The 20,430-nt window shown below is 74.3% G+C and carries 22 protein-coding genes; 14 read left to right on the top strand and 8 right to left on the bottom strand.

From position 1 onward, the window contains the following. Positions 1 to 109: 109 nt before the first annotated feature. The gene (locus FB457_RS00980) at positions 110 to 850 is read left to right on the top strand and encodes an LOG family protein (RefSeq protein WP_047017892.1); all 741 of its coding nucleotides are present in this window, start codon (positions 110 to 112) and stop codon (positions 848 to 850) included. Positions 851 to 869: 19 nt separating this feature from the next. Here the strand turns inward: FB457_RS00980 and folP are convergent, their stop codons facing one another. Next, positions 870 to 1,730, bottom strand: coding sequence for a dihydropteroate synthase (gene folP / locus FB457_RS00975; protein ID WP_047017893.1), 861 nt, complete (start codon positions 1,728 to 1,730; stop codon positions 870 to 872). A 240-nt stretch (positions 1,731 to 1,970) separates the two neighbouring features. Between folP and FB457_RS00970 the strand changes: the two genes are divergently transcribed. Together FB457_RS00970 and FB457_RS00965 are read left to right on the top strand one after the other, a co-directional pair. Then, positions 1,971 to 2,579: a DivIVA domain-containing protein gene (locus tag FB457_RS00970; RefSeq protein ID WP_047017894.1), complete on the top strand. Its 609-nt coding sequence runs from the start codon at positions 1,971 to 1,973 to the stop codon at positions 2,577 to 2,579. Next, complete coding sequence (locus FB457_RS00965) at positions 2,576 to 3,157, top strand: DNA-3-methyladenine glycosylase I (protein ID WP_047017895.1); 582 nt, start codon at positions 2,576 to 2,578, stop codon at positions 3,155 to 3,157. The genes FB457_RS00970 and FB457_RS00965 overlap by 4 nt, the downstream gene beginning before the upstream one ends. 45 nt (positions 3,158 to 3,202) lie before the next feature. On the opposite strand, the gene chcB is transcribed toward FB457_RS00965, so the two are convergent. Then, the gene (gene chcB, locus FB457_RS00960; RefSeq protein WP_047017896.1) at positions 3,203 to 4,006 is read right to left on the bottom strand and encodes a 2-cyclohexenylcarbonyl CoA isomerase; all 804 of its coding nucleotides are present in this window, start codon (positions 4,004 to 4,006) and stop codon (positions 3,203 to 3,205) included. 341 nt (positions 4,007 to 4,347) lie between these two features. On the opposite strand from chcB, the gene FB457_RS00955 reads away from it, so the two are divergent. Next, positions 4,348 to 4,515 (top strand): DUF3117 domain-containing protein, encoded by a 168-nt coding sequence (locus FB457_RS00955; RefSeq protein WP_018834979.1) that lies wholly within the window; start codon positions 4,348 to 4,350, stop codon positions 4,513 to 4,515. Between the two features lie 174 nt (positions 4,516 to 4,689). On the opposite strand, the gene FB457_RS00950 is transcribed toward FB457_RS00955, so the two are convergent. Further along, entirely contained in the window at positions 4,690 to 5,322 is a 633-nt protein-coding gene (locus FB457_RS00950) for an O-methyltransferase (protein ID WP_047017897.1), read from the bottom strand. Positions 5,323 to 5,619: 297 nt separating this feature from the next. Between FB457_RS00950 and sigE the strand changes: the two genes are divergently transcribed. The 5 genes from sigE (at position 5,620) to FB457_RS00925 (ending at position 11,777) form a co-directional block, all read left to right on the top strand. After that, positions 5,620 to 6,420 (top strand): RNA polymerase sigma factor SigE, encoded by an 801-nt coding sequence (gene sigE / locus FB457_RS00945; protein WP_173534880.1) that lies wholly within the window; start codon positions 5,620 to 5,622, stop codon positions 6,418 to 6,420. Continuing rightward, positions 6,417 to 7,232 (top strand): anti-sigma factor family protein, encoded by an 816-nt coding sequence (locus FB457_RS00940; RefSeq protein ID WP_047017899.1) that lies wholly within the window; start codon positions 6,417 to 6,419, stop codon positions 7,230 to 7,232. The genes sigE and FB457_RS00940 overlap by 4 nt, the downstream gene beginning before the upstream one ends. A gap of 225 nt (positions 7,233 to 7,457) precedes the next feature. Continuing rightward, positions 7,458 to 10,331, top strand: coding sequence for a trypsin-like peptidase domain-containing protein (locus FB457_RS00935; RefSeq protein WP_145780442.1), 2,874 nt, complete (start codon positions 7,458 to 7,460; stop codon positions 10,329 to 10,331). Positions 10,332 to 10,488: 157 nt separating this feature from the next. After that, entirely contained in the window at positions 10,489 to 10,965 is a 477-nt protein-coding gene (locus FB457_RS00930; RefSeq protein ID WP_047017901.1) for a sec-independent translocase, read from the top strand. 164 nt (positions 10,966 to 11,129) lie between these two features. Next, entirely contained in the window at positions 11,130 to 11,777 is a 648-nt protein-coding gene (locus tag FB457_RS00925; RefSeq protein WP_047017902.1) for a hypothetical protein, read from the top strand. A 108-nt stretch (positions 11,778 to 11,885) separates the two neighbouring features. On the opposite strand, the gene FB457_RS00920 is transcribed toward FB457_RS00925, so the two are convergent. Beyond that, positions 11,886 to 13,022 carry an Mrp/NBP35 family ATP-binding protein gene (locus FB457_RS00920; protein WP_047017903.1) on the bottom strand — a complete coding sequence of 379 codons (1,137 nt, stop codon included), beginning with the start codon at positions 13,020 to 13,022 and terminating at the stop codon, positions 11,886 to 11,888. Between the two features lie 95 nt (positions 13,023 to 13,117). Here FB457_RS00920 and FB457_RS00915 point away from each other — a divergent pair, with 95 nt between their 5' ends. Further along, complete coding sequence (locus FB457_RS00915) at positions 13,118 to 13,837, top strand: hypothetical protein (protein ID WP_047017904.1); 720 nt, start codon at positions 13,118 to 13,120, stop codon at positions 13,835 to 13,837. Positions 13,838 to 13,847: 10 nt separating this feature from the next. Here FB457_RS00915 and FB457_RS00910 read toward each other — a convergent pair whose 3' ends face one another. Next, positions 13,848 to 14,366 carry a hypothetical protein gene (locus tag FB457_RS00910; protein ID WP_047017905.1) on the bottom strand — a complete coding sequence of 173 codons (519 nt, stop codon included), beginning with the start codon at positions 14,364 to 14,366 and terminating at the stop codon, positions 13,848 to 13,850. Positions 14,367 to 14,405: 39 nt separating this feature from the next. Continuing rightward, positions 14,406 to 15,515 (bottom strand): magnesium and cobalt transport protein CorA, encoded by a 1,110-nt coding sequence (locus FB457_RS00905; protein ID WP_047017906.1) that lies wholly within the window; start codon positions 15,513 to 15,515, stop codon positions 14,406 to 14,408. Positions 15,516 to 15,994: 479 nt separating this feature from the next. Here FB457_RS00905 and FB457_RS00900 point away from each other — a divergent pair, with 479 nt between their 5' ends. From FB457_RS00900 to FB457_RS00885, 4 genes are all read left to right on the top strand, one after another. Beyond that, entirely contained in the window at positions 15,995 to 16,603 is a 609-nt protein-coding gene (locus FB457_RS00900) for a suppressor of fused domain protein (protein WP_047017907.1), read from the top strand. A gap of 130 nt (positions 16,604 to 16,733) precedes the next feature. After that, a complete protein-coding gene (locus FB457_RS00895; protein ID WP_047017908.1) occupies positions 16,734 to 17,369 on the top strand; it encodes a DUF6758 family protein in 636 nt (211 codons plus the stop codon). Positions 17,370 to 17,477: 108 nt separating this feature from the next. Beyond that, the gene (locus FB457_RS00890) at positions 17,478 to 18,323 is read left to right on the top strand and encodes a PHP domain-containing protein (RefSeq protein WP_047017909.1); all 846 of its coding nucleotides are present in this window, start codon (positions 17,478 to 17,480) and stop codon (positions 18,321 to 18,323) included. Between the two features lie 84 nt (positions 18,324 to 18,407). Then, positions 18,408 to 19,013, top strand: a complete 606-nt coding sequence (locus FB457_RS00885) for a MarC family protein (protein ID WP_145780440.1) — start codon at positions 18,408 to 18,410, stop codon at positions 19,011 to 19,013. A gap of 16 nt (positions 19,014 to 19,029) precedes the next feature. On the opposite strand, the gene soxR is transcribed toward FB457_RS00885, so the two are convergent. Both soxR and FB457_RS00875 read right to left on the bottom strand, forming a co-directional pair. Next, positions 19,030 to 19,485 carry a redox-sensitive transcriptional activator SoxR gene (soxR, locus tag FB457_RS00880; protein ID WP_047017911.1) on the bottom strand — a complete coding sequence of 152 codons (456 nt, stop codon included), beginning with the start codon at positions 19,483 to 19,485 and terminating at the stop codon, positions 19,030 to 19,032. Positions 19,486 to 19,534: 49 nt separating this feature from the next. Next, positions 19,535 to 20,395 (bottom strand): alpha/beta fold hydrolase, encoded by an 861-nt coding sequence (locus FB457_RS00875; protein ID WP_145780438.1) that lies wholly within the window; start codon positions 20,393 to 20,395, stop codon positions 19,535 to 19,537. Positions 20,396 to 20,430 lie beyond the last annotated feature (35 nt).

Below are 20,430 nucleotides of genomic sequence, written 5' to 3'. Positions count from 1 at the left end.
GGCTTGGGGCTGCTTCGCCTAGCCTGGGGCCCGGAGATCGCCGTACGCGGAAACCGTACGGTCGGACTCGTAGCCGGACACGAGTCAGCACGAGGAAGGGAGCGCGCCCGTGGCGAACCGCGAGGAGTTCCAGGAGCAGCGGCTCGGCCCCGTCATCCGCCGCCGCAGCCGCATCCAGCGCGGGACGATGGACCAGCACCTGCTGGACACCCGGGAGCGCGCCGCGGAGTACGTGCACGAGGACCCGTGGCGGGTGCTGCGGATGCAGGCGGAGTTCGTCGAGGGGTTCGGCGCGCTCGCCGAGGTGGGACCCGCGATCAGCGTCTTCGGCTCGGCCCGTACGGCACCGGAGAGCGCGGAGTACGCGCGCGGCGTCGCGATCGGCAAGGGGCTGGTGGACGCCGGCTTCGGGGTGATCACCGGCGGCGGGCCCGGGGTGATGGAAGCGGCGAACAAGGGCGCGCTGGAGGCCGGCGGGCTGTCCGTGGGGCTGGGCATCGAGCTGCCCTTCGAGCAGGGGCTCAACCGGTACGTCGACCTCGGCGTGAACTTCCGCTACTTCTTCGTGCGCAAGACGTGTTTCGTGAAGTACTCCCAGGGCTTCGTGGTCCTGCCGGGCGGCTTCGGCACGATGGACGAGCTGTTCGAGGCGCTGACCCTGGTGCAGACGAAGAAGGTCACGCGGTTCCCGATCGTCCTCTTCGGCAGCGAGTACTGGGGCGGGCTCGTCGACTGGCTGCGCAAGACCGTCGTGGACGGCGGCAAGGCCGCGGAGCGGGACCTCGACCTCTTCCACATCACGGACGACGTGTCCGAGGCCGTGGCGCTGGTCACCAAGGAGACCCCGTAGGGGCGGGCGGTACGGGCCGCTACACGAGCCCGCGGCGCGCGACCGCGGGCGGGCGGTGGCCCGCGATGGCGGCCACCATGTCCAGCACCTGCCGGGTCTCGGCCACCTCGTGCACCCGGTACACCTGTGCCCCCAGCCAGGCCGAGACCGCGGTGGTGGCGAGCGTGCCGATCAGCCGCTCCTTCACCGGCTTGGCCAGCGTCTCGCCGACGAAGTCCTTGTTCGACAGCGAGACCAGCACCGGCCAGCCCGCCGCCGTCATCTCGCCGAGCCGGCGGGTGGCCTCCAGCGAGTGCCGCGTGTTCTTGCCGAAGTCGTGCCCGGGGTCGATCAGGATGCCGTCGCGGCGTACGCCCAGCTCCACGGCCCGCTCCGCGAGCCCCAGGGTGACCCGCAGGATGTCGGCCATCACGTCGTCGTACGCGACGCGGTGCGGCCGGGTGCGCGGCTGCACGCCGCCCGCGTGGGTGCACACGAGCCCCGCGCCGTGCCGCGCGGCGACCTCGGCGACCAGCGGGTCGACGCCGCCCCAGGCGTCGTTCAGCAGGTCCGCGCCGGCCGCGCAGGCGGCCTCGGCGACCTCGTGCCGCCAGGTGTCGACGCTGATCACGACGGACGGGTGGCGGCGGCGCACCTCGGCGATGAAGCCCGCGGTACGGCGCACCTCCTCGGCCGCCGACACCTCCTCGCCGGGGCCGGCCTTCACCCCGCCGACGTCGATGATCGCCGCGCCCTCGGCGACGGCCTGCTCGACGCGGGCCAGCGCGGGCTCGTCGCGGAAGGTGGCGCCCTGGTCGTAGAAGGAGTCCGGGGTCCTGTTGACGATCGCCATGATCACCGGCTCGTGCGCGGCGAAAGTGCGCGACCCCAGTCGCAGCATGCTGCCTCCTCTGACGTCCTCCGGGGCGGCGGCCCCGGGCTCCTCCCGCGACCTTAGCCCGCGGGCGCGGCGGGGCGGCGTGCGGCGGGCGGGGCGCCGGCCCCGTCCCGGTGGGGTGCGCGGGTAGGTCCGTGCGCCGGGCCGCGGGGGGCTGTCACAGGGCCCGGCTATGGTGGGGCGCAGCCACCCGGCGTACCGGGCGCGGCCGTCCGGCGCCCCGGCTGTCCACGGGGAGACATCGTGTTCTGGTTCATGCTCATCGCCATGGTCGTGGTCGTGGCCGCGGTCACCCTCGTGCTGGCGGGGAACGGCGAGGAGGAGCTCACCGAGCCGCAGCCGGACCGGCTCCACGACCCGCTGCCGCCCGACCGCCCGCTCGGCCGCGCCGACATCGACGCGCTGCGGCTGCCGGTCGCCCTGCGGGGGTACCGCATGGACGACGTGGACGACGCGCTGGACCGCGTCGCCGCGGAGCTGGCGGAGCGGGACGCGCGTATCGCGGAGCTGGAGGCGGCCCTGGCGGGCGCGCACGCGGCGGCGTACCGCGGGGGAGGAACGGGCGGACAGGGGTACGAGGACGCGCCGCCGGGACCGGGCTTCGGGGGCGCGGGCGGCGTCGCGGACCCGGGCGGGCAGAGCAACGGCGGTACGGACCTGGGCACCTGGGACCTGGGCGGGCGCGGCAACGGGGGCACGGACCTGGGCGCGCGCGACCCGGGCGGCCAGGACCCGGGCGGCCGGGGCAACGGGGGCACGGACCTGGCCGGACGGGACGCCGGCGGCCGGGAAGCGCACGGCCGGGGGCCCGGCGGTGCGGACCCGCGCGAGGGCCTGGACGGCCGGGCATGAGCGCCGAGGGCGGGGCCGTGGCCGGCCCCGACGGGCTGCTGCGCTGCCCCTGGGGGCTCTCCGCCGAGGACTACGTCGCGTACCACGACGAGGAGTGGGGCCGGCCCGTACACGGCGACGACGCGCTCTTCGAGCGGCTGTCGCTGGAGGCGTTCCAGTCCGGGCTCTCCTGGCTGACGATCCTCCGCCGCCGCGAGGGCTTCCGGACGGCCTTCGCCGGCTTCGAGATCGCCGCGGTGGCGGAGTTCGGCCCCGGGGACGAGCAGCGGCTGCTCGCCGACCCGGGCATCATCCGCAACCGGCTGAAGGTGCGGGCCACCCTCGCCAACGCCAAGACCCTCGCCGCCTGGACCCCCGGCGAACTCGATGCCCTGATCTGGTCGTTCGCCCCGGACCCCGCCGGCCGCCACGCGCCGCGCACGCTCGCGGACGTCCCGGCCGTCACCCCGGAGTCGACGGCGCTGGCCAAGGAGCTGAAGCGGCGCGGCGTGCGGTTCGTCGGCCCCACGACGGCGTACGCGCTGATGCAGGCGTGCGGCCTGGTCGACGACCACCTCGCGGACTGCCACGCGCGGTAGCCGCGGGCGGCTCCGGGCCCGGTGCGGCCCCGCCGCCGTACGGGATCAGCGGCCCGTGAAGCGCGGCTCCTCCTTCGCCACGAACGCCTCCACCGCGATCCTGTGGTCCTCCGACGCACCCGCGCGGGACTGCAGCTCCGCCTCCCTCGCCAGCGTCTCCGCGAACCCGTGGCCCGCCCCGTACGCCAGCGACTCCTTGATCGCCGCGTACGCCCCCGTCGGCCCGGCCGCGAGCCGGCGGGCCACCGCCGCCGCCTCCGCGGCCAGCTCCGCCGCCGGTACGACGACGTTCGCGATGCCCAGCGCCAGCGCCTCGGCCGCCGGGATCCGGCGCGGGAAGAGCAGCAGGTCGGCGGCGCGGCCGTGGCCGACGAGGCGGGGGAGGGTCCAGGAGACGCCGGAGTCCGCGGTGAGCGCGACGCCCGCGAAGGAGGTGTGGAACGACGCGGTGTCGGCCACCACCCGGTAGTCCGCCGCGAACGCGAAGCCCGCGCCGGCCCCGGCGGCGACCCCGTTGACGCCCGCGACCACCGGCTTCGGCATCCCGGCGAGGGTGGCGGCGATGGGGTTGTAGTGCTCGGTGACGGTGTCCATCGCGTGGTCCGTACGCTGCGCGGCGCGGGCCGCCGCGAGGGTGCCGATGTGCTCCTTGAGGTCCTGCCCCACGCAGAACGCCCGCCCCGCGCCGGTGAGCAGCACGGCCCGTACGGCTTCGTCCGCCGCGGCTTCCCGCAGGGTGTCGCGCAGGGCGTTCTTGGTCTCGGTGTCGAGGGCGTTCATCGCGTCCGGGCGGTTGAGGGTGACGGTCGCGAGTCCGTCGGCGACCTCGTACAGCACGGTGTCCGCCATGTTCTTCCCTTCGCTACGCCCCGGGGTCACCGGGGCTCTGCCGCGTCTCGTCCGGTGCCGTCAGCATGGCGGAGATCACCGCTCCGCGACATGTGACGTGCGTCAAATGGAAACGCGGCGCGCCCCGGCCGGGAAGGTCGCAGTATCGCATCCCTCTGGCGGGAATTGGGAGGTTTTGCGGTCGGACGTCGCCGAGAGTATGCGGACCGATGTTGGTCATCAGGACCGGCAATGCGGGATAATGGGCGAGAAGCACTGTGTTCGATGCCGGTGGCGACGAGCCTGTCCACGGGCCGTCGAAGCTTCTCAACGAAGAGCTGGTTTCAGGAAGGGGAACGAGCATGGCGGCCATGAAGCCGCGGACGGGCGACGGCCCGCTCGAGGTGACCAAGGAGGGGCGGGGCATCGTCATGCGCGTTCCGCTCGAAGGCGGCGGGCGGCTCGTCGTCGAGCTGACCCCCGATGAAGCCGACGCGCTCGGCGACGCCCTGAAGAAGGTCGTCAGCTAGTCGGACCGAGGTCCGGAAGAACCCTGTATGCGCCCCGGCCACGCGGTGGCCGGGGCGGATCGTCCTTCCGGGCCCGTATCCCCGCCCGCGGGGCACCGGAGAGCCCGGTGCCGTCCGCGCGTTCCGCCCGCACGTCCGTGACATCCGTCACGTCCGTCCGGTCCTTCCCGCCCGTCACGCCTCGCGCTTGACTGCACACAGCAGCCCGTCCCCCACCGGCAGCAGCGCGGGCATCAGCTCCCGGCTCTCCTTCACCGCGCGCAGCAGCTCGCGCACCTTCTGCACCTCGTCGGGCTGGGCCGCCGAGTCCACCGTGCGCCCGTCCGCGAAGACGCCCTCGAAGCACACCACGCCGCCGGGCCGCAGCAGGCGCAACGATTCGCCGAGATACTCCAGGCACTCCAGCGGGTCACCGTCGCAGAAGACCATGTCGTACGAGCCGTCCGCCAGCCGCGGCAGCACGTCCAGCGCCCGGCCGACGATGATCCGCGCCCGGTTCGCGGCGAACCCGGCCGCCCGGAACGCCTGGCGCGCGAACTGCTGCCGCTCCGGCTCCGGGTCCACCGTCGTCAGCACCCCGCCGGGGCGCATGCCCTGCAGCAGGTGGATGCCGGAGACGCCGGTGCCGGTGCCGATCTCGACCACCGCCTTGGCGCCCGCCGTCGCCGCGAGCAGCCGCAGCGCGGCCCCGGCGCCCGCGGACACCTGGCGCAGGCCCGCCTCCAGGGCCCGCTGCCGCGCCCAGTGCAGCGCCGCCGTCGCCGAGCCCTGCGCACGCGTCGCAGCCGCCGGGTCGCCCGGGGTCACCCCGGCCCGGCCGCCGCCGGCGTCCGCGGCACCGTCCGTGCCGTACGCCTCCGCGAACGACCAGCTCGCCAGCCGGTTGCCGGTAATCGCCTTCTCCTGTTCCCCGTTGGCACCTGCACCTGCATCCGTCGCAAGCGTGACTGTATCCGCTGCCCCTGGGAACCTGCTGGCCGGACCGTGCGTTGGGGGAGACGGAAGTGATACGGACGAGGTAAGGATGCCGGCGGGGATGGTTCCGCTGAATGCGGGAGAATACCGGTCGGATGAGCTTATCCGGAGCTAACGGGCGAGGTGGATATGGTAGGGGGCCTACTGGACACCACCAGAGCCACCAGGGGAGGTGCGGCCGCGTCCGGCGAAAGGGGCACCCTTCGGCGATTCCGCCGAGGGTCCCGGGCACCGGATGAGCCGAAATCCGTGACCGACACTGCTGACGACCACAGCCACGCCACCGACACCGTGACCGTTGCCGGATTCTCCGCGTTCCCGGCCGACGACGCGTCGTCCAAGGGGTGGACTCCGCCTTCGTGGGAGGAGATCGTCAGCACCCACAGCGGTCGCGTCTACCGTCTCGCCTATCGCCTCACCGGGAACCGGCACGACGCCGAGGACCTCACGCAGGAGGTCTTCATCCGCGTCTTCCGGTCGCTGTCGACGTACACCCCGGGGACGTTCGAGGGCTGGCTGCACCGCATCACCACGAACCTCTTCCTCGACCAGGTGCGGCGCAAGCAGCGCATCCGGTTCGACGCGCTCGGGGACGACGCCGCCGAGCGGCTGCCGAGCCGCGAGCCGTCGCCGCAGCAGCACTTCAACGACACGCACTTCGACGCCGACGTCCAGCAGGCGCTGGACACCCTCGCGCCCGAGTTCCGGGCCGCGGTGGTGCTGTGCGACATCGAGGGCCTGTCGTACGAGGAGATCGCCGCCACCCTGGGCGTCAAGCTGGGCACGGTCCGCAGCCGGATCCACCGCGGCCGTTCCCACCTGCGCAAGGCGCTCAAGCACCGCTCCCCGGAGGCGAGGGCCGAGCAGCGCGCGCTCGCCGGGGCGGGGCAGGGCGCCTACGGCTCGGACGAGGAGGGCGGAACGCTGTGAGCAGCGTGGGCGGGCTGTCGCCCGCCGAGCAGCACCTGGGCGAGGCGCTGGCGGCGCTGGTCGACGGGGAACTGCCCCACGACTCGCGGGACCGCGTGCTGGCCCATCTGGCGACGTGTCCCCGGTGCAAGGCAGAGGCCGACGAGCAGCGCCGGCTCAAGAGCGTGTTCTCCGCCGCCGCCCCGCCCGCGCCCTCCGACGGGCTGCTGGCCCGGCTGGAGAACCTGCCGGGTGTCGACCTCGACGACGCCGCCCGCCGGTCGCCCTTCGCGGGCGGAGCCGGCGGCAGTGCGCGTACGGGCAGCAGGACCGGCGGTGCCCGCCCGGCCAGGACCGGCGGCTTCGGCGGCGGCATCCTCGGCGGCGCCGTGCTCGACGGCGGCACCGGGTTCCCGATCCACGAGGTCGAGCGGCCCTCCGCCGCCCGCGGGCGGCGCTTCGCGTTCGCCGCCGCCGGCGCGGTCTCCTTCGCCGCCCTCGCCCTCGGCGGCGCGCTGCCCATCGAGTCGGCCGTCGACCCCTCGGGCGGCTCCCCTGCGGTCACCCCCGGCGACCGCGGCGAGCCCGCGCGCTATTCGTACGACCCCCAGCTCTCCACCTCGGGCGGCGCACAGGACGCGGGCCCGGTCCAGCCGTACAGCACGCAGAGCGGCCCCCTTCAGTTGGCCGCCTCAGCGACGGCTGCCACGACCGCGACGCCGCAGCCGCCGCTGCTCTCCGTCTTCGCGGTCACCGAGCCGTCGGCGTCCGAGCCGCCGGCGTCCGCACCGCAGACCGCGCTGAGCGGGATGAACACCCCGTCGCCGCAGTGACCCCCCCCTCGGGGCCGGCGGGACGTCGGCCCCGAGGCGATGCGCGGAACCGCATGCACCTGATTGAATCGCTGGGGCGTGTCTGGCAAATGGCGCCGTCCGCCCTCTGGGCGGGCGCCGCGGCGGGATGTGCCAGGCGCGGCCTAGGGCCGCCCGGCGGGTGAGCAACAACTGCGGGCCGCGACGGTCTGCGCCCGAGTCGCATGCGGAACGTGTGGGGAGAACATGGACCAGGGGAAGCCGAGTTGGTGGAGGCAGGAGCCCGGCGAGCCTCCGCGCGAGGCCGAGTCGGACACCGCCGGACCGCCCACCGACTCCGACGCCTACGCGCAACCGGCGCCTCCGCCGGCGGACGCGGGCCCACCACCGGGATACGACCCGGAGGTGGATCAGTTGCGCCGGGTCCGGGAGGCGCTGCGGGAGTGGCGCGACGGGGAGGACGACTACCACAGGGACCGGAGCCGGGCCGCCGCCGGGAGCGCGGCTGACGGCGGTCCCGCGGACGCCTCGGTGCCCGCGCCGGGGGGTGCGGAGACTCCGGCCGACGGCGTGGCCGTCCCCGCGGAGAGCGGGCCGGGTGGCAGTAGCCGGGAGCCGGTCCGGGCCGCGGATGCGGACAGCGCGGTGGAGCAGGATGCGGGCGGGCAGGACGTGACGGCGCCGGGTGGGCGGCCGGCTCCGGAGAGCGCCACGCCGGCGGGCACCGGGGCGGACGCCGCATCCGTGCCGGAACGGACAGAGGCCGCCGGAGCGGGCGGGCCGGGGGGAACGCCGCGCGCGGACGAGGATGCCGTACGGAGCGCGGACGCTTCCGCCGGCTCCGCCGTCACGGCCGCGGACCTTCCCGGTCCGCGGGTCGCGGAGACCGGCGGGCCGGCGGCGGCGGACACGGGCGCGCTCCCGACGCGCACCCGCGCGGGGGATACGCCGGGCCCGGCAGCCGCGGACCGCGCCCCCGGGACCGAGGGGCCGGGAACGGAGCCGCGTGCCCTTCCGGCCAGGACCGCGACCCCTGCCGCGGAAGGCCCGGCGGCGGAGCCCTCTCCGCCCGGTCCGGGGCAGGACCAGGACGGTGCCGCGGCGGATGCCGGGAGCCCGGAGGAACGCCCCTGGGAGGTCGGCGTGCGGCCGTACCCGGGTGCCGCGGAGGCCGGGGCCGAGGGCTCGCCGGGCGGCAGAGGCATACCCGCCGCGGTGTCCGCCGTGGCGGGCGCCCGCGCCGGCAGAGCCGCCCTCCCGCAGCAGGACGAACGGGCCACCACGCCCGGGACACCGGCGGAGCCCGCAGACGCCCCCCAGAACGCCGCGGAGCCCTCGCGGCCGGCCGTCCCCCCGGCCGGTGACCGCGCGGCCGCCTCCGGCCGGGAGAGCACCGCGAAGACACCGGGCGACGCCGCGGCGCGGACGGACGCTCCCGAGGGATCCGGCGACGCGGGCGCCTTCGGCCCCCCGCCTTCGGACGAGTCGCACCGCGAGGTGGCCGACCGGCCGCCCGCCGCCGGGCCCCGCGAGGGCGTGGAGGACGACGACACCACGCAGCTCGCCGTCATCTCCGAGTCCGGCGCCCCGCCCTCCGGGGACCTCCCCGGCCCGCGGCGGCCCGCGGCCGACGCGCCCGCACCGCGGCGCCCCGCACCCGCCGACACGCGCCATCCCGCCCCGCAGGGCGCCCACCCCGCCCACCCCGGTGCGCAGGGCGCCCCCGGGCCGCAGCCCCGGCCCCGCGCGCCGTACGGGCCCGGCGCGCAGGCCCCCGTACCCGGCGCGACGCCGGCCGGCGGCGCACCCCCGGGCGAGTACGGCCCGCAGGGGTCCGGGCGGCCTCCCGGCGCGCACCCGCCCGCGGCCTCCGGCGCGCCGGGCCCCGGCGGCCCCGCGCCCTACGGCGCCCACCCGCAGGGCGCCCCCCAGGGCGGCCAGTGGCAGCGCTACGACCCCTGGGCGCCCGCGCACGCGGCACACGCGCCGGAGCGGCGCAAGGGGCGCCTGGCGACCCTCGTCGGTGCGCTCGTCATCGCGCTCGTCGCCGGCGGCATCGGCGGTGCCCTGGGCAGCTACATCGAGCGCAACGGCACCCCGGGACAGCTCGAACTCGACCAGTCCTCCGCCGCCGACGACGGCGGCAAGCGCCCGCCCGGCAGCGTCGCCGGGATCGCCAGGTCCGCGCTGCCCGGGGTCGTGACGCTGCGCGTCAGCGGCGTCGCCGAGCAGAGCACCGGCACCGGCTTCGTCCTCGACAAGCGCGGGCACATCCTCACCAACAACCACGTCGTGCAGCCCGCGGACGAGGGCGGCGACATAACGGTGACGTTCAGCGGCGGCGAGTCCAAGTCCGCCGAGGTCGTCGGCGGCGACGCCGGCTACGACCTCGCCGTCGTACGCGTCAAGGGGGTTTCCGGGCTGAAGCCGCTGCCCCTCGGCAACTCACGTTCCGTCGCCGTCGGCGACCCCGTCGTCGCCATCGGCGCTCCGTACGACCTGCCCAACACCGTCACCTCCGGGATCATCAGCGCCAAGGAGCGCCCCATCACCGCGGGCGGCGAGCAGGGCGACGGCAGCGACATCTCATACGTCAACGCCCTGCAGACCGACGCGCCGATCAACCCCGGCAACTCCGGCGGCCCGCTCCTGGACCTCGAAGGCCGCGTGATCGGCATCAACAGCGCCATCCGCGCCGCCGACAACGGCAGCGGCGAGCCGCAGACCGAGCAGGGCGGCAGCATCGGCCTGGGCTTCGCCATCCCGGTCAACAAGGGCGCGGACGTCGCCGAGGAGCTGATCAACACCGGCAAGGCCACGCACCCCGTCATCGGCGTGACGCTCAACATGCAGTACACCGGCGACGGCGCGCAGGTCGGCACCTCCGCGGAGGAGGGCGGCACCGAGCCCGTCACCCCGGGCGGCCCCGCCGACAGCGCGGGCATCGAGCCGGGGGACGTCATCACCGGGGTCGACGGCGAAGCCGTGCACAACGGCGAGGAGTTGATCGTCAAGATCCGCAGCCGCAGCCCCGGCGAGGAACTGAGCCTGACCGTCGAGCGTGACGGCGAGGAGCTGACCGTCGACGTCACCCTCGGCGAGGGCGACTCCACCGACTGACCCCTGCCAAACGACCCCAAACACCCGCATCGGCCGCGGTGGACCAGTCCACCGCGGCCGATGCGGTACTCCCGGGGAGGCGGGGTCGCCAGGTACCGTGAGAGTCGCCCGGACCTGCCGGCAGCGGGCCGACGGACAGGACAGCAAGGAGTGCCAGGTGTTCTTCGACATAGGACCCCTCGAGCTGATCGCTCTCATCATCCTGGCCACGATCGTCTTCGGCCCCGACAAGCTGCCCAAGGTCATCCAGGACACGATGCGGTTCATCCGCAAGGTCCGGGAGTTCTCCGACTCGGCCAAGGAGGACATCCGCAAGGAGCTGGGCCCGGAGTTCAAGGACTTCGAGTTCGAGGACCTGAACCCGAAGAACTTCGCCAAGAAGCACCTCCTCGACAACGACGACCTGGGTCTGAAGGAGATCCGCAACGGCTTCGACCTCAAGAAGGAGGTCGCCGAGGTCGGCGAGGCGGCGCGCACCGTGGGGGACATCGAGGACGACGGTGCCGCGGGCGGCAAGCGGCTGAGCCTGACGAAGGAGAGCGGCGGCGGCACGGACGCCAAGAGCGATGCCGCAGGTGAGGCCAAGGGGACGGCCACCGCCGAGCGCCCGCCGTACGACGCGGACGCCACCTGATCGGCTCACATATCAGACCACCTGCCTGTCCTAGCGTATGCAGGTGGATATCCTCCCGTGTGTCTGGGTGAGCGCCCGGCATGCGGTGTGCCAGGCGGGGCGTGCGCCCCGGCGGGGGGCGACCGCCGACTGACAGGTCCAGGCCACGAGGAGGCACCACGCTGATGGAGATGACGAGCGAGGCGGAGCCCGGGGGGATGGTTCAGGAGTCCGAGCCACGCCTGGTGGACAGCTTTCTGCGGGCGTCCTTCCCCTGGTACGGGCTGGACGACGCGTTCGTGGGGCCGCGCTGGCTCCAGTCGACCGGCGGCGGCGACGGCGCGGTCGAGCACGGCACGGTGGGCCACGGGGACATGCCCTCGTACCTGGCCGAGGCCGGCATGCGCGAGCACCGCTTCGCGGTGGTCGTGACCGTCGCGAGCCGCCCCGTGCGGCGCAGCGCGGACGGCACCGGGGTGCTGGAGGCGACGTCCGTGTCGTCGGCGGCCTGGCTGGCGGGCTCCGGGCTGCTGTCGTGCACCTGGCCGACGCAGATGGAGCGCCAGATCCGCGAGGAGTGGCTGGACCAGCAGACGTCGGTGGCCTGGGAGCTGGCCGACGACCTGGAGGGTTCCGGCTGGTCGGCGCTGTCGCTGCCGGTCGACGGCGAGGGGACGCAGTTCCACTACCGCGAGTCGGAGTTCGGCTGGGTGCTGGCGGGGACGACGCAGAACCAGGTGCACCTGGGCGCGTACGGCCGCGGCATGAGCGCGTACGGGCTCGCGTTCTCGGTGATCAAGGACATCACGACGTACGAAGACCGCCGCGGATAGCTTCTCGCGGCGGTCCGGGGCGCGGATCGTGTACGAACCGCGCCCCCCTGCTCCGTAGCGCCGGGGGCGTACGCCCCTGCCCGCGCCCGGCGGCCCGGGGCGTACCCGTCAGAACTTGTTGCGCGGCGTGACGCCCAGCGACATCCCTGCGAGCCCCCGCGGCCGCCCGCCGAGCCGCGCCGCGATGTCGCGCAGCGCCGCGCCCGCCGGGGACTCCGGGTCGGTGAGGACGACCGGCTTGCCCTCGTCGCCGCCGGACCGCAGCGTCACGTCGATCGGGATGGCGCCCAGGACCGGCACCTCCGCGCCCGTCGTGCGCGTCAGCCCCTCGGCGACCTGCTTGCCGCCGCCGGTGCCGAAGACGTCGACCATCTCGCCGCAGTGGGGGCACGGCAGGCCCGACATGTTCTCCACCACGCCGACGATCTTCTGGTGCGTCTGCACGGCGATCGCCCCGGCCCGCTCGGCGACCTCGGCCGCGGCCTGCTGCGGGGTGGTGACGACGAGGATCTCGGCGTTCGGCATCAACTGCGCGACGGAGATCGCGATGTCGCCGGTGCCCGGGGGCAGGTCGAGGAGCAGCACGTCGAGGTCGCCCCAGAAGACGTCCGCGAGGAACTGCTGGAGTGCGCGGTGCAGCATCGGGCCGCGCCAGACGACCGGCGCGTTGCCCGGCGTGAACATCCCGATGGAGATGACCTTCACGTCGTGCGCCGTCGGGGGCATGATCATGTCTTCGACCTGGGTGGGCCGGGCGTCCGTGCCGAGCATGCGGGGTACGGAGTGGCCGTAGATGTCGGCGTCGACGACCCCGACCTTCAGCCCGTCCGCCGCCATCGCCGCCGCCAGGTTGACCGTCACGGACGACTTGCCGACGCCGCCCTTGCCGGACGCCACCGCGTACACCCGGGTGAGGGAGCCGGGCTGGGCGAAGGGGATCTCGCGCTCCGCCTTGCCGTCGCGCAGGGACGCGGCGAGCGCCTTGCGCTGCTCGTCGCTCATCACGTCCAACTCGACCGTGACGGACGTCACACCCGCGACCTTCTCGACCGCGTCGGTGACCCGCGAGGTGATCGTGTCCCGCATCGGACAGCCGGCGATGGTGAGGAAGACCCCGACGGCGACCGAGCCGTCTGTCCCGATCTCGACCGACTTGACCATGCCGAGATCGGTGATCGGCCGGTGGATCTCCGGGTCGTTCACCGTCGCGAGCGCGGCGCGCACCGCCTCTTCTGTGACAGCCATGCCACAAGCGTACGGCCGAGGGCTGCGGGCGGGGAAAGCCAGGGCCCCGGGGGCCCGGTACGCTGCCGCACGTGATGAGGAGATCGGCGTTCCGGATGGTGGCGTTCGCTGTCTCCGCGACCGTTCTGGCGGGCTGTGCCGAGGACGGTCCGGAGGCCGGCGAGAACGGCGTCGGGAAGCTCGCTCCCGAGAGCATCAGGGCCAAGGCGGAGAAGGCCGCGGCAGGCGCGAGTTCGGTGCGGCTGGCGGGCACGCTGGTGAGCAACGGCCAGCCGGTCAAGCTCGACATGAGGCTGTCGGCGGCCGGCGGGATAGGCGAAGTGTCCACGGGCGGCATGACGTTCTCGCTGCTCCGCGCCGAGGAGGACCTCTTCCTGAAGGCCGGCGACGAGTTCTGGCTGCACCAGGACGACGGCGAGGACGGCGACGGCAAGCCGTCCGAGTCCGACATGGCGGCGGCGCGGAAGCTCGACGGCAAGTACGTGAAGGTGCCGCCGGAGGACACCGCGTACAAGCAGCTCAGCGGCTTCACGGAGATGAAGGTGCTGCTCGACGGTCTGCTGAAGCTCGACGGCGAGCTGGCCGCGGAGAAGAACGGCGAGGTCGACGGCTTCACCACGATCCGGGTGACGGCCGACGAAGGCGTGGGCGGGGCGCTGGAGGTGGCCCTGGAGGGGCGGCCGTACCCGCTGCTGCTGGAGCGCGCGGGGGACGCGGGCGAACTGCGACTCCTGAACTGGGACGAGGAGTTCGAGGTCAACGCACCGCGCAAGGAAGAGGTCGTGGACTACGGGAAGCAGATCTCGGCGAGCTGAACCGGCCCTCTCAGCCGCGCCGCCGCCGGAACAGCAGCCGCGGCAGTGCCGCAGGTGCCGGCCGCCGCGTCGTCGCCGGTGTCGCCGGCGGCGGGGCGGCCAGCGAACCGGACGGCAGCCCGTCCCCGGCGACCGCCGCCCCGTCCCGTGCCAGCCGCAGCACCCGGCACTCCCGGGCCCAGCGTGCGGCGACGTGGTCGGCGTCCACGGCGTTGAGCCGCTTGCCCTTCAGCTCCTCCACGGCCGCCCGCCACGCCTCGCCCTCCGGCACCAGCTCGGTCACCCGCGCCGGCCACGCGACCAGCCGCCCGCCCTTGTCCTTGCTGCGCGCGTGCACGGTCACCACCGCCCCGTCGGCGAGCCCGAGCCCGTCGAGCGGCTGCTCGGCAGGGCCGTCGCCGACGAGGACGACGGCGCCGTCGTGCCAGACGTGCCACAGCGCGCGCTGTGTGCCGTCGGGGCCCTCGATCCACACGAGCCCGGACTTCCTGGCGGCCTCTTCTGCGAGGGCGGCGGCGATCGGCTCCATGGGGCACGAGCGTAGCCGCCGGGCCCCGCGGCCGTACCCCTACAGCCAGCCGTTGCGGCGGAAGCCGCGGTGCATCGCCAGGCAGATGCCGAGGATGAGGGTGAGCACCATGGGATAGCCGAACTCCCACGTGGTCTCGGGCATGTGGTCGAAGTTCATGCCGTAGATCCCGGCGATCATCGTGGGCACCGCGAAGATCGCCGCCCAGGACGTGATCTTCCGCATGTCCTCGTTCTGCGCCACCGTGGCCTGGGCCAGATTGGCCTGGAGGATGGAGTTGAGCAGCTCGTCGAAGTTGACCACCTGCTCGTGCACGCGCGCCACGTGGTCCGCGACGTCCCGGAAGTACTTCTGGATCTCCGGGTCGACGAACCGCATCGGCCGCTCCGACAGCAACTGCATCGGCCGCAGCAGCGGCGCCACCGCCCGCTTGAACTCCAGTACCTCGCGCTTGAGCTGGTACACCCGCCCGGCGTCGCTGCCGCGCCCGCTGCGGCCGTCGCTCGGCGAGAAGACGTCGATCTCGACCTCGTCGATGTCCTCCTGGACCGCGTCGGCGACGACGAGGTAACTGTCGACGATCTGGTCGGCGATGGCGTGCAGCACCGCGGACGGGCCGGTCGCCAGCAGCTCCTGGTCCTGCTCCAGGCGGGCGCGCAGCGCGCGCAGCGAGCCCTGGCCGCCGTGCCGGACGGTGATGATGAAGTCCTGGCCGGTGAAGCACATCACCTCGCCGGTCTCCACCACCTCGCTGGAGGCGGTGAGTTCGGCGTGCTCCACGTAGTGGAGGGTCTTGAAGACGGTGAAGAGCGAGTCCTCGTACGGCTCCAGCTTCGGCCGCTGGTGCGCGTCGATCGCGTCCTCGACGGCCAGCGGGTGCAGCCCGAACTCCTGGGCGATGCCGGCGAACTCGCGCTCCGTCGGCTCGTGCAGCCCGATCCAGGCGAAGCCGCCCCCGGTGCGCACCCGGCGCATCGCCTGGGCGGGGGAGAGCCGTTCGCTGATGCGCCGGCCGCCGCGGTACACGGCGCAGTCGACGACGGCGCTGACGGTGGCCGGGTCGCGGGTGGGGTCGTAGCCGTGGGCGGACTGGCCCGGGCGCTTGAGGGCGGGACGGACGACGGCTCGCAGGTCACGGATCATCGACATGGGCGAACTCCTTCACGCTCCTGCCGGGCACGGGCCAACGCTGCCGGGAATGGGGATCTACGCAGAGGTACACCCACAAAGCGGGCACCGCTGAGCGCGCCGGCGGCACGTCAGTGGATGACGACGGAAATGTGCGTGCTCAGCCGCGAGGCGCCGAACGGCGGGGCCGGGAGTCGACCTGGAGATCCCCGCATCGTCGCGGGGGAGAACAGGCGAAGGTCAGCGAGCGCCGGGCCGGGCGGGAGAGCTGTCGGTACTGCAAGGTCGGCTGGGATCCACCGCAGTCCCCACCTCCTCCGGCCGGGCCCTGTCGAAGGGCGTGCGTGTCGAAGCCGTTCGCGTGCAGCTCATGTGCCTGAGCGTCGGGGTCGTGCCTGCGCCGTACGTACGACGCGCATCAAGCCGACACGCAAGGTTAGCAGCCGCCGGTGAACCAGCCGCCCGCGTTGACGCTTCCCCGGCGCCCGTAGGCTGAGGCAATGGCGTACGACGACGTGCTCGCGCAGGTGGAACGGCGGCTGACCGGGGCGTTCGGCGAGCCCGACGCGCGGGCGTCGGTGACCTTCGTCGGCACCGACCGCATCGAGGTGGCGCGTTTCACGTCGGCCACCGCCGGGGGCGAGCCGCTGCTGCGCTACGCCACCCTCGGCATGTCCGCGCAGCCCATGACCGACCCCGCGCAGGCGCTGGCCGACCCGCTGCGCGGCCCGCGCGCCGAACTGCTGCTGACCGTCAGGGCCGGCCTCGCCGACACCGACAAGGTGCTGCGCCCGCTCGCCGTGCTCGCTGCGTCGCCCCAGGTGGAGGGCGTCGTCGTGGCGCCGGGGGCGTCGCTGGAGGTGGGCGGGCCGCTGTGGCCCGGCGCGCCGTTCCGCGCGGTGCTGGTCGCGGAGCCGGGCGGGCTCGTCGACGACGTGGTGCTGCCGGAGCCGCGGGAGCCGGTGCGGTTCCTGCCGCTGCTGCCGATGACGCCGAACGAGGCCGCGTGGAAGCGGGTGCACGGCGCGGCGGCGCTCAGCGAGCGCTGGCTCGCGGCGGGCACGGACCTGCGGGACCCGCTGCGGCGCGGGGTGGAGCTGGGCGCGTAGACCCGCCCCCCGGCGCACGCCGTACGGGGACGGGGCGGCCGCCCGCCCGCGCGCCGGGCGGCAGCGCGGGCGGCCCCGGACGGGTGATCGTCCTTGACGGCGCGGCGGCCGGAGAGGACCGTAAGTTCCTATGAGGGGCGAACCCAGTTGCCCGAAGTGCGGCGGGCGGGTCCGGGCGCCCGGTCTCTTCACCGATTCCTGGCAGTGCGAGCGGCACGGACCCGTGCAGCCGCTGCAGCCCGTCATACCGCCCAGCGTCGAGGCGCTCGGGGTGGTGGTGCACCGGGCCCAGGTGCCGGTGTGGATGCCGTGGCCGCTGCCCCTGGGCTGGCTGTTCACCGGCGTCGCCAACGCGGGCGACGACCGCAGCGGCGGCCGGGCCACCGCCGTCGCCTGCTCCGGACCCGGGCCGCTCGGCGGCCCCGGCGAACTGGTCCTCGTCGCCGAGGAGCTGGGCGTCGGCCTCGGCGCGCGCTTCGCCGGCGTGCAGGGGCCCGACCCCGGGCCGGGGATGTGCACCGACAAGCCGCCGGACGCCAAGGTCATCGCCGCGGGCCGGCCCACCCCGCTCTGGCACGTCGGCGGCGTGCCGGCGGACCGGGCCGTCTTCGCCGGGGAGGCGCGCGGCCTGTGGCTGTGGGCGGTGGTCTGGCCGGAGCAGTCGGGGCTGCTGCTCTACGACGAGCTGGTACTCACCGACCTGCGCGACGCCGGCGCCGAGATCGAGCTGCTGCCCTGCGGGGCCCTGTCGCCGCGGCTCCTGTAGCGCCGCGCGGCGGGCGTCCGCGAAGCCGCACCTTCTCGGTTGGACAGCCGCCCGGGACCGTAAGCTGGGTGCCTTCCAGCGACCCCGAGCCCGTGCGAGGTACCGTCCGTGCGCATCGACCTGCATACCCACTCCGCCGATTCGGACGGTACGGACACCCCCGCAGACCTGGTGCGCAAGGCGGCGGCCGAGGGCCTGGACGTCGTCGCGCTCACCGACCACGACGGCGTCGGCGGCCACGCCGAGGCGATCGAGGCGCTGCCCCCCGGGCTGACCCTCGTCCCCGGCATGGAGCTGTCGTGCGACCTCGACGGCATCAGCCTGCACATGCTCGCGTACCTCTTCGACCCCGAGGAGCCGGAGCTGACCCGCGAGCGCGACGCCGTGCGCAACGACCGGGTGCGCCGGGCCCGGCTCATGACCGAGCGGCTGATCGAGCTGGGCGTGCCGATCACCTGGCAGCGCGTCCAGGAGATCGCCGGCGAGGGCGCCATCGCCCGGCCGCACGTGGCCAGCGCGATGATCGAGGCCGGCGTCGTCGACTCGGTGCAGGACGCGTTCACCGACGAGTGGATCGGCTCCGGCGGCCGGGCGTACGTGGAGAAGCACGAGCTGGACCCCTTCGACGCCATCCGGCTGATCAAGGGCGCCGGCGGCGTCACGGTCTTCGCGCACCCGCTGGCGGTCAAGCGCGGCGTGTGCCTGCCGGAGAGCGCGGTCGCGGAGCTGGCCGCGGCCGGCCTCGACGGCATCGAGGTGGACCACATGGACCACGACGAGGAGACCCGCGCCAGGCTCCGCGGCACGGCCGCCGACCTGGGCCTGCTCGCCACCGGCTCCAGCGACTACCACGGCGCGCGCAAGACCTGCCGCCTGGGCGAGTTCACGACGGCCCCGGAGGTCTACGAGCAGATCGTGGACCGCGCCACGGGCGCGACCCCGGTCAAGGGCTGACCCCACGCCGGGGCGTTGAGGGCGGCGGGCAGGCGACGCTGCCCGCCGGGGCCCGTTTCGTACGGGACGCCTTAAGCTCCTGGCGTGTTCGATCTCGCCCTCTTCGGCTCGGTCTTCGTCACGCTGTTCGTGATCATGGACCCGCCCGGCACCACCCCGATCTTTCTCGCGCTCACCTCGGGCCGTCCGCTCAAGCTCCAGCGCAAGATGGCCATGCAAGCGGCGGCCGTCGCCTTCGGGGTGATCGCGGTGTTCGCCTTCGGCGGCCAGCAGATCCTCGACTACCTGCACGTCTCCGTACCGGCGCTGATGGTCGCGGGCGGCCTGCTGCTCCTGCTGATCTCCCTCGACCTGCTCACCGGCAAGGCCGAGGAGCCCACCCAGACCAAGGACGTCAACGCCGCCCTCGTACCGCTGGGCATGCCGCTGCTCGCCGGGCCCGGGGCGATCGTGACCGTCATCCTGGCGGTGCAGGACGCGCACGGGGTGCGCCAGGAACTGGCGGTGTGGGCGGCGATCGTCGCGATCCACCTCGTGCTGTGGGTGACGATGCGCTATTCGCTGCTGATCATCCGGGTCATCAAGGAGGGCGGCGTGGTGCTGGTCTCGCGGCTGGCCGGAATGCTGCTGGCGACGATCGCGGTGCAGCAGATTGCCAACGGCGTCACGGAGTTCATCCAGCAGGCGTGAGGGGCGTACCGCGCCGTCACACCCCGAGGCCGCGGGCGCCGGGGCCGCGTTCGCCGAGGCGGTCGTCGGTGTTGGCCAGGGCGCACTTGTCGAGCGACAGGCAGCCGCAGCCGATGCACTCGGTGAGGTTGTCGCGCAGCCGCTCCAGCCGGCGGATATGGGTGTTGAGGTCCTCGCGCCAGCCCTCCGACAACTGCGCCCAGTCGGCGCGGGTCGGCGTACGGCCCTCGGGCAGCACCGCGAGCGCCTCGCGGATCGCCGCCAGCGGGATCCCCACGCGCTGCGAGGCGCGGATGAACGCGACCCTGCGCAGGGTGTCACGGGAGAAGCGGCGCTGGTTGCCGGTGGTGCGGCGGCTGCTGATCAGACCCTGGCGCTCGTAGAAGCGCAGCGCGGACCGGGGGACTCCGCTCCGGTCGGACAGCTCGCCGATGGTGGCTTCCTTGGCCCGCGGGGAGAGGTGGTGCGTCATGTCCGCCAGCGTAACTCGACCTCAACCACGGTTGAGGTTCTCTGCGCCACTACCGGTCGGCCGACCAGAACGCGGCGAGCGCGGCGGCGGTCTCGGCCGGGCGGTCGACGTTGGGGGAGTGGTCGGCGCCGTCGACGACGGTGCGGTGGGCCCGCAGCCGCTTCGCCATGTCGTCCATCTGCGCCACGGGCCACACGTAGTCGGACGTGCCGGTGAGCACGTGCACGGACAGCGGCAGGGCGGCCAGCTCCGGGGTCCTGTCGGGCTCCTCGCACAGTTGCCTGGCGGTGGCCCTGAGCTGGGCGGGGCTGGTGCCGAGCCAGCGGCGGTGCAGGAAGTCGTTCACGTCGGCGGGAGTGCGGGCGTCGGCGGCCTCGGGCGGGTCGAAGGCGCGCATGGCCTGCCAGACGGTCTCCAAGTCGTACGTGGCCAAGGCGTCGCCGAGGAGCTTCGCGCGGGACCGCTGCTCGTCGCAGACGACGCCGGGGCCGCTGCTCATGAGGGTGAGCGAGGAGAACGCGCCGGGGGCGCGGAGGACGGCGGCGCGGGCGACGTGGCCGCCGTGGGAGTGCCCGAGGAGGTGCGGCGGGGGGCCGTCCGCCGTCCCCAGCGCGGTGGTGAGGGCGAGGACGTCCTGCGCGAGTTCGTCCTGCGTGTACGCGTCCTCGTCCCCCGGGCCCTCCGTCTCGTACTGCCCGCGGCCGTCGACGGCGATCACGCGGAAGCCGGCGGCGGCGAGGGGTTCGAGGAGGGCGATGAAGTCCTCCTTGCTGCCGGTGAAGCCGGGCAGCAGGAGGGCGGTCCCGTGGACGGGCCGCCCGGCCCGCAGTGCGGCGAACGCCCCCCGCGGGGTCTCGACCCGCAGGGCCTCGACCCCACCCGGCAACGCGACGAACGGCGGCTTGCTCATCCCCCGACCCTAGCCGCGCCCGGACCCACGACGCT

The sequence above is a fragment of the Streptomyces sp. CNZ287 genome, assembly GCF_007827615.1.
This window is presented reverse-complemented; position numbering and strand designations above follow the sequence as displayed.

Bases quoted from the DNA above. Each gene is read 5' to 3' on its own strand.
- FB457_RS00895 (WP_047017908.1), top strand. From the start codon at position 16,734: ATGAGGGGCGAACCCAGTTGCCCGAAGTGCGGCGGGCGGGTCCGGGCG.
- chcB (WP_047017896.1), bottom strand. From the start codon at position 4,006: ATGGCGGACACCGTGCTGTACGAGGTCGCCGACGGACTCGCGACCGTC.
- FB457_RS00910 (WP_047017905.1), bottom strand. From the start codon at position 14,366: ATGGAGCCGATCGCCGCCGCCCTCGCAGAAGAGGCCGCCAGGAAGTCC.
- FB457_RS00920 (WP_047017903.1), bottom strand. From the start codon at position 13,022: ATGGCTGTCACAGAAGAGGCGGTGCGCGCCGCGCTCGCGACGGTGAAC.
- FB457_RS00875 (WP_145780438.1), bottom strand. From the start codon at position 20,395: ATGAGCAAGCCGCCGTTCGTCGCGTTGCCGGGTGGGGTCGAGGCCCTG.
- FB457_RS00955 (WP_018834979.1), top strand. From the start codon at position 4,348: ATGGCGGCCATGAAGCCGCGGACGGGCGACGGCCCGCTCGAGGTGACC.
- folP (WP_047017893.1), bottom strand. From the start codon at position 1,730: ATGCTGCGACTGGGGTCGCGCACTTTCGCCGCGCACGAGCCGGTGATC.
- soxR (WP_047017911.1), bottom strand. From the start codon at position 19,485: ATGACGCACCACCTCTCCCCGCGGGCCAAGGAAGCCACCATCGGCGAG.
- FB457_RS00925 (WP_047017902.1), top strand. From the start codon at position 11,130: ATGGAGATGACGAGCGAGGCGGAGCCCGGGGGGATGGTTCAGGAGTCC.
- FB457_RS00905 (WP_047017906.1), bottom strand. From the start codon at position 15,515: ATGTCGATGATCCGTGACCTGCGAGCCGTCGTCCGTCCCGCCCTCAAG.
- FB457_RS00900 (WP_047017907.1), top strand. From the start codon at position 15,995: ATGGCGTACGACGACGTGCTCGCGCAGGTGGAACGGCGGCTGACCGGG.
- FB457_RS00915 (WP_047017904.1), top strand. From the start codon at position 13,118: ATGGTGGCGTTCGCTGTCTCCGCGACCGTTCTGGCGGGCTGTGCCGAG.
- FB457_RS00935 (WP_145780442.1), top strand. From the start codon at position 7,458: ATGGACCAGGGGAAGCCGAGTTGGTGGAGGCAGGAGCCCGGCGAGCCT.
- FB457_RS00965 (WP_047017895.1), top strand. From the start codon at position 2,576: ATGAGCGCCGAGGGCGGGGCCGTGGCCGGCCCCGACGGGCTGCTGCGC.
- sigE (WP_173534880.1), top strand. From the start codon at position 5,620: ATGGTAGGGGGCCTACTGGACACCACCAGAGCCACCAGGGGAGGTGCG.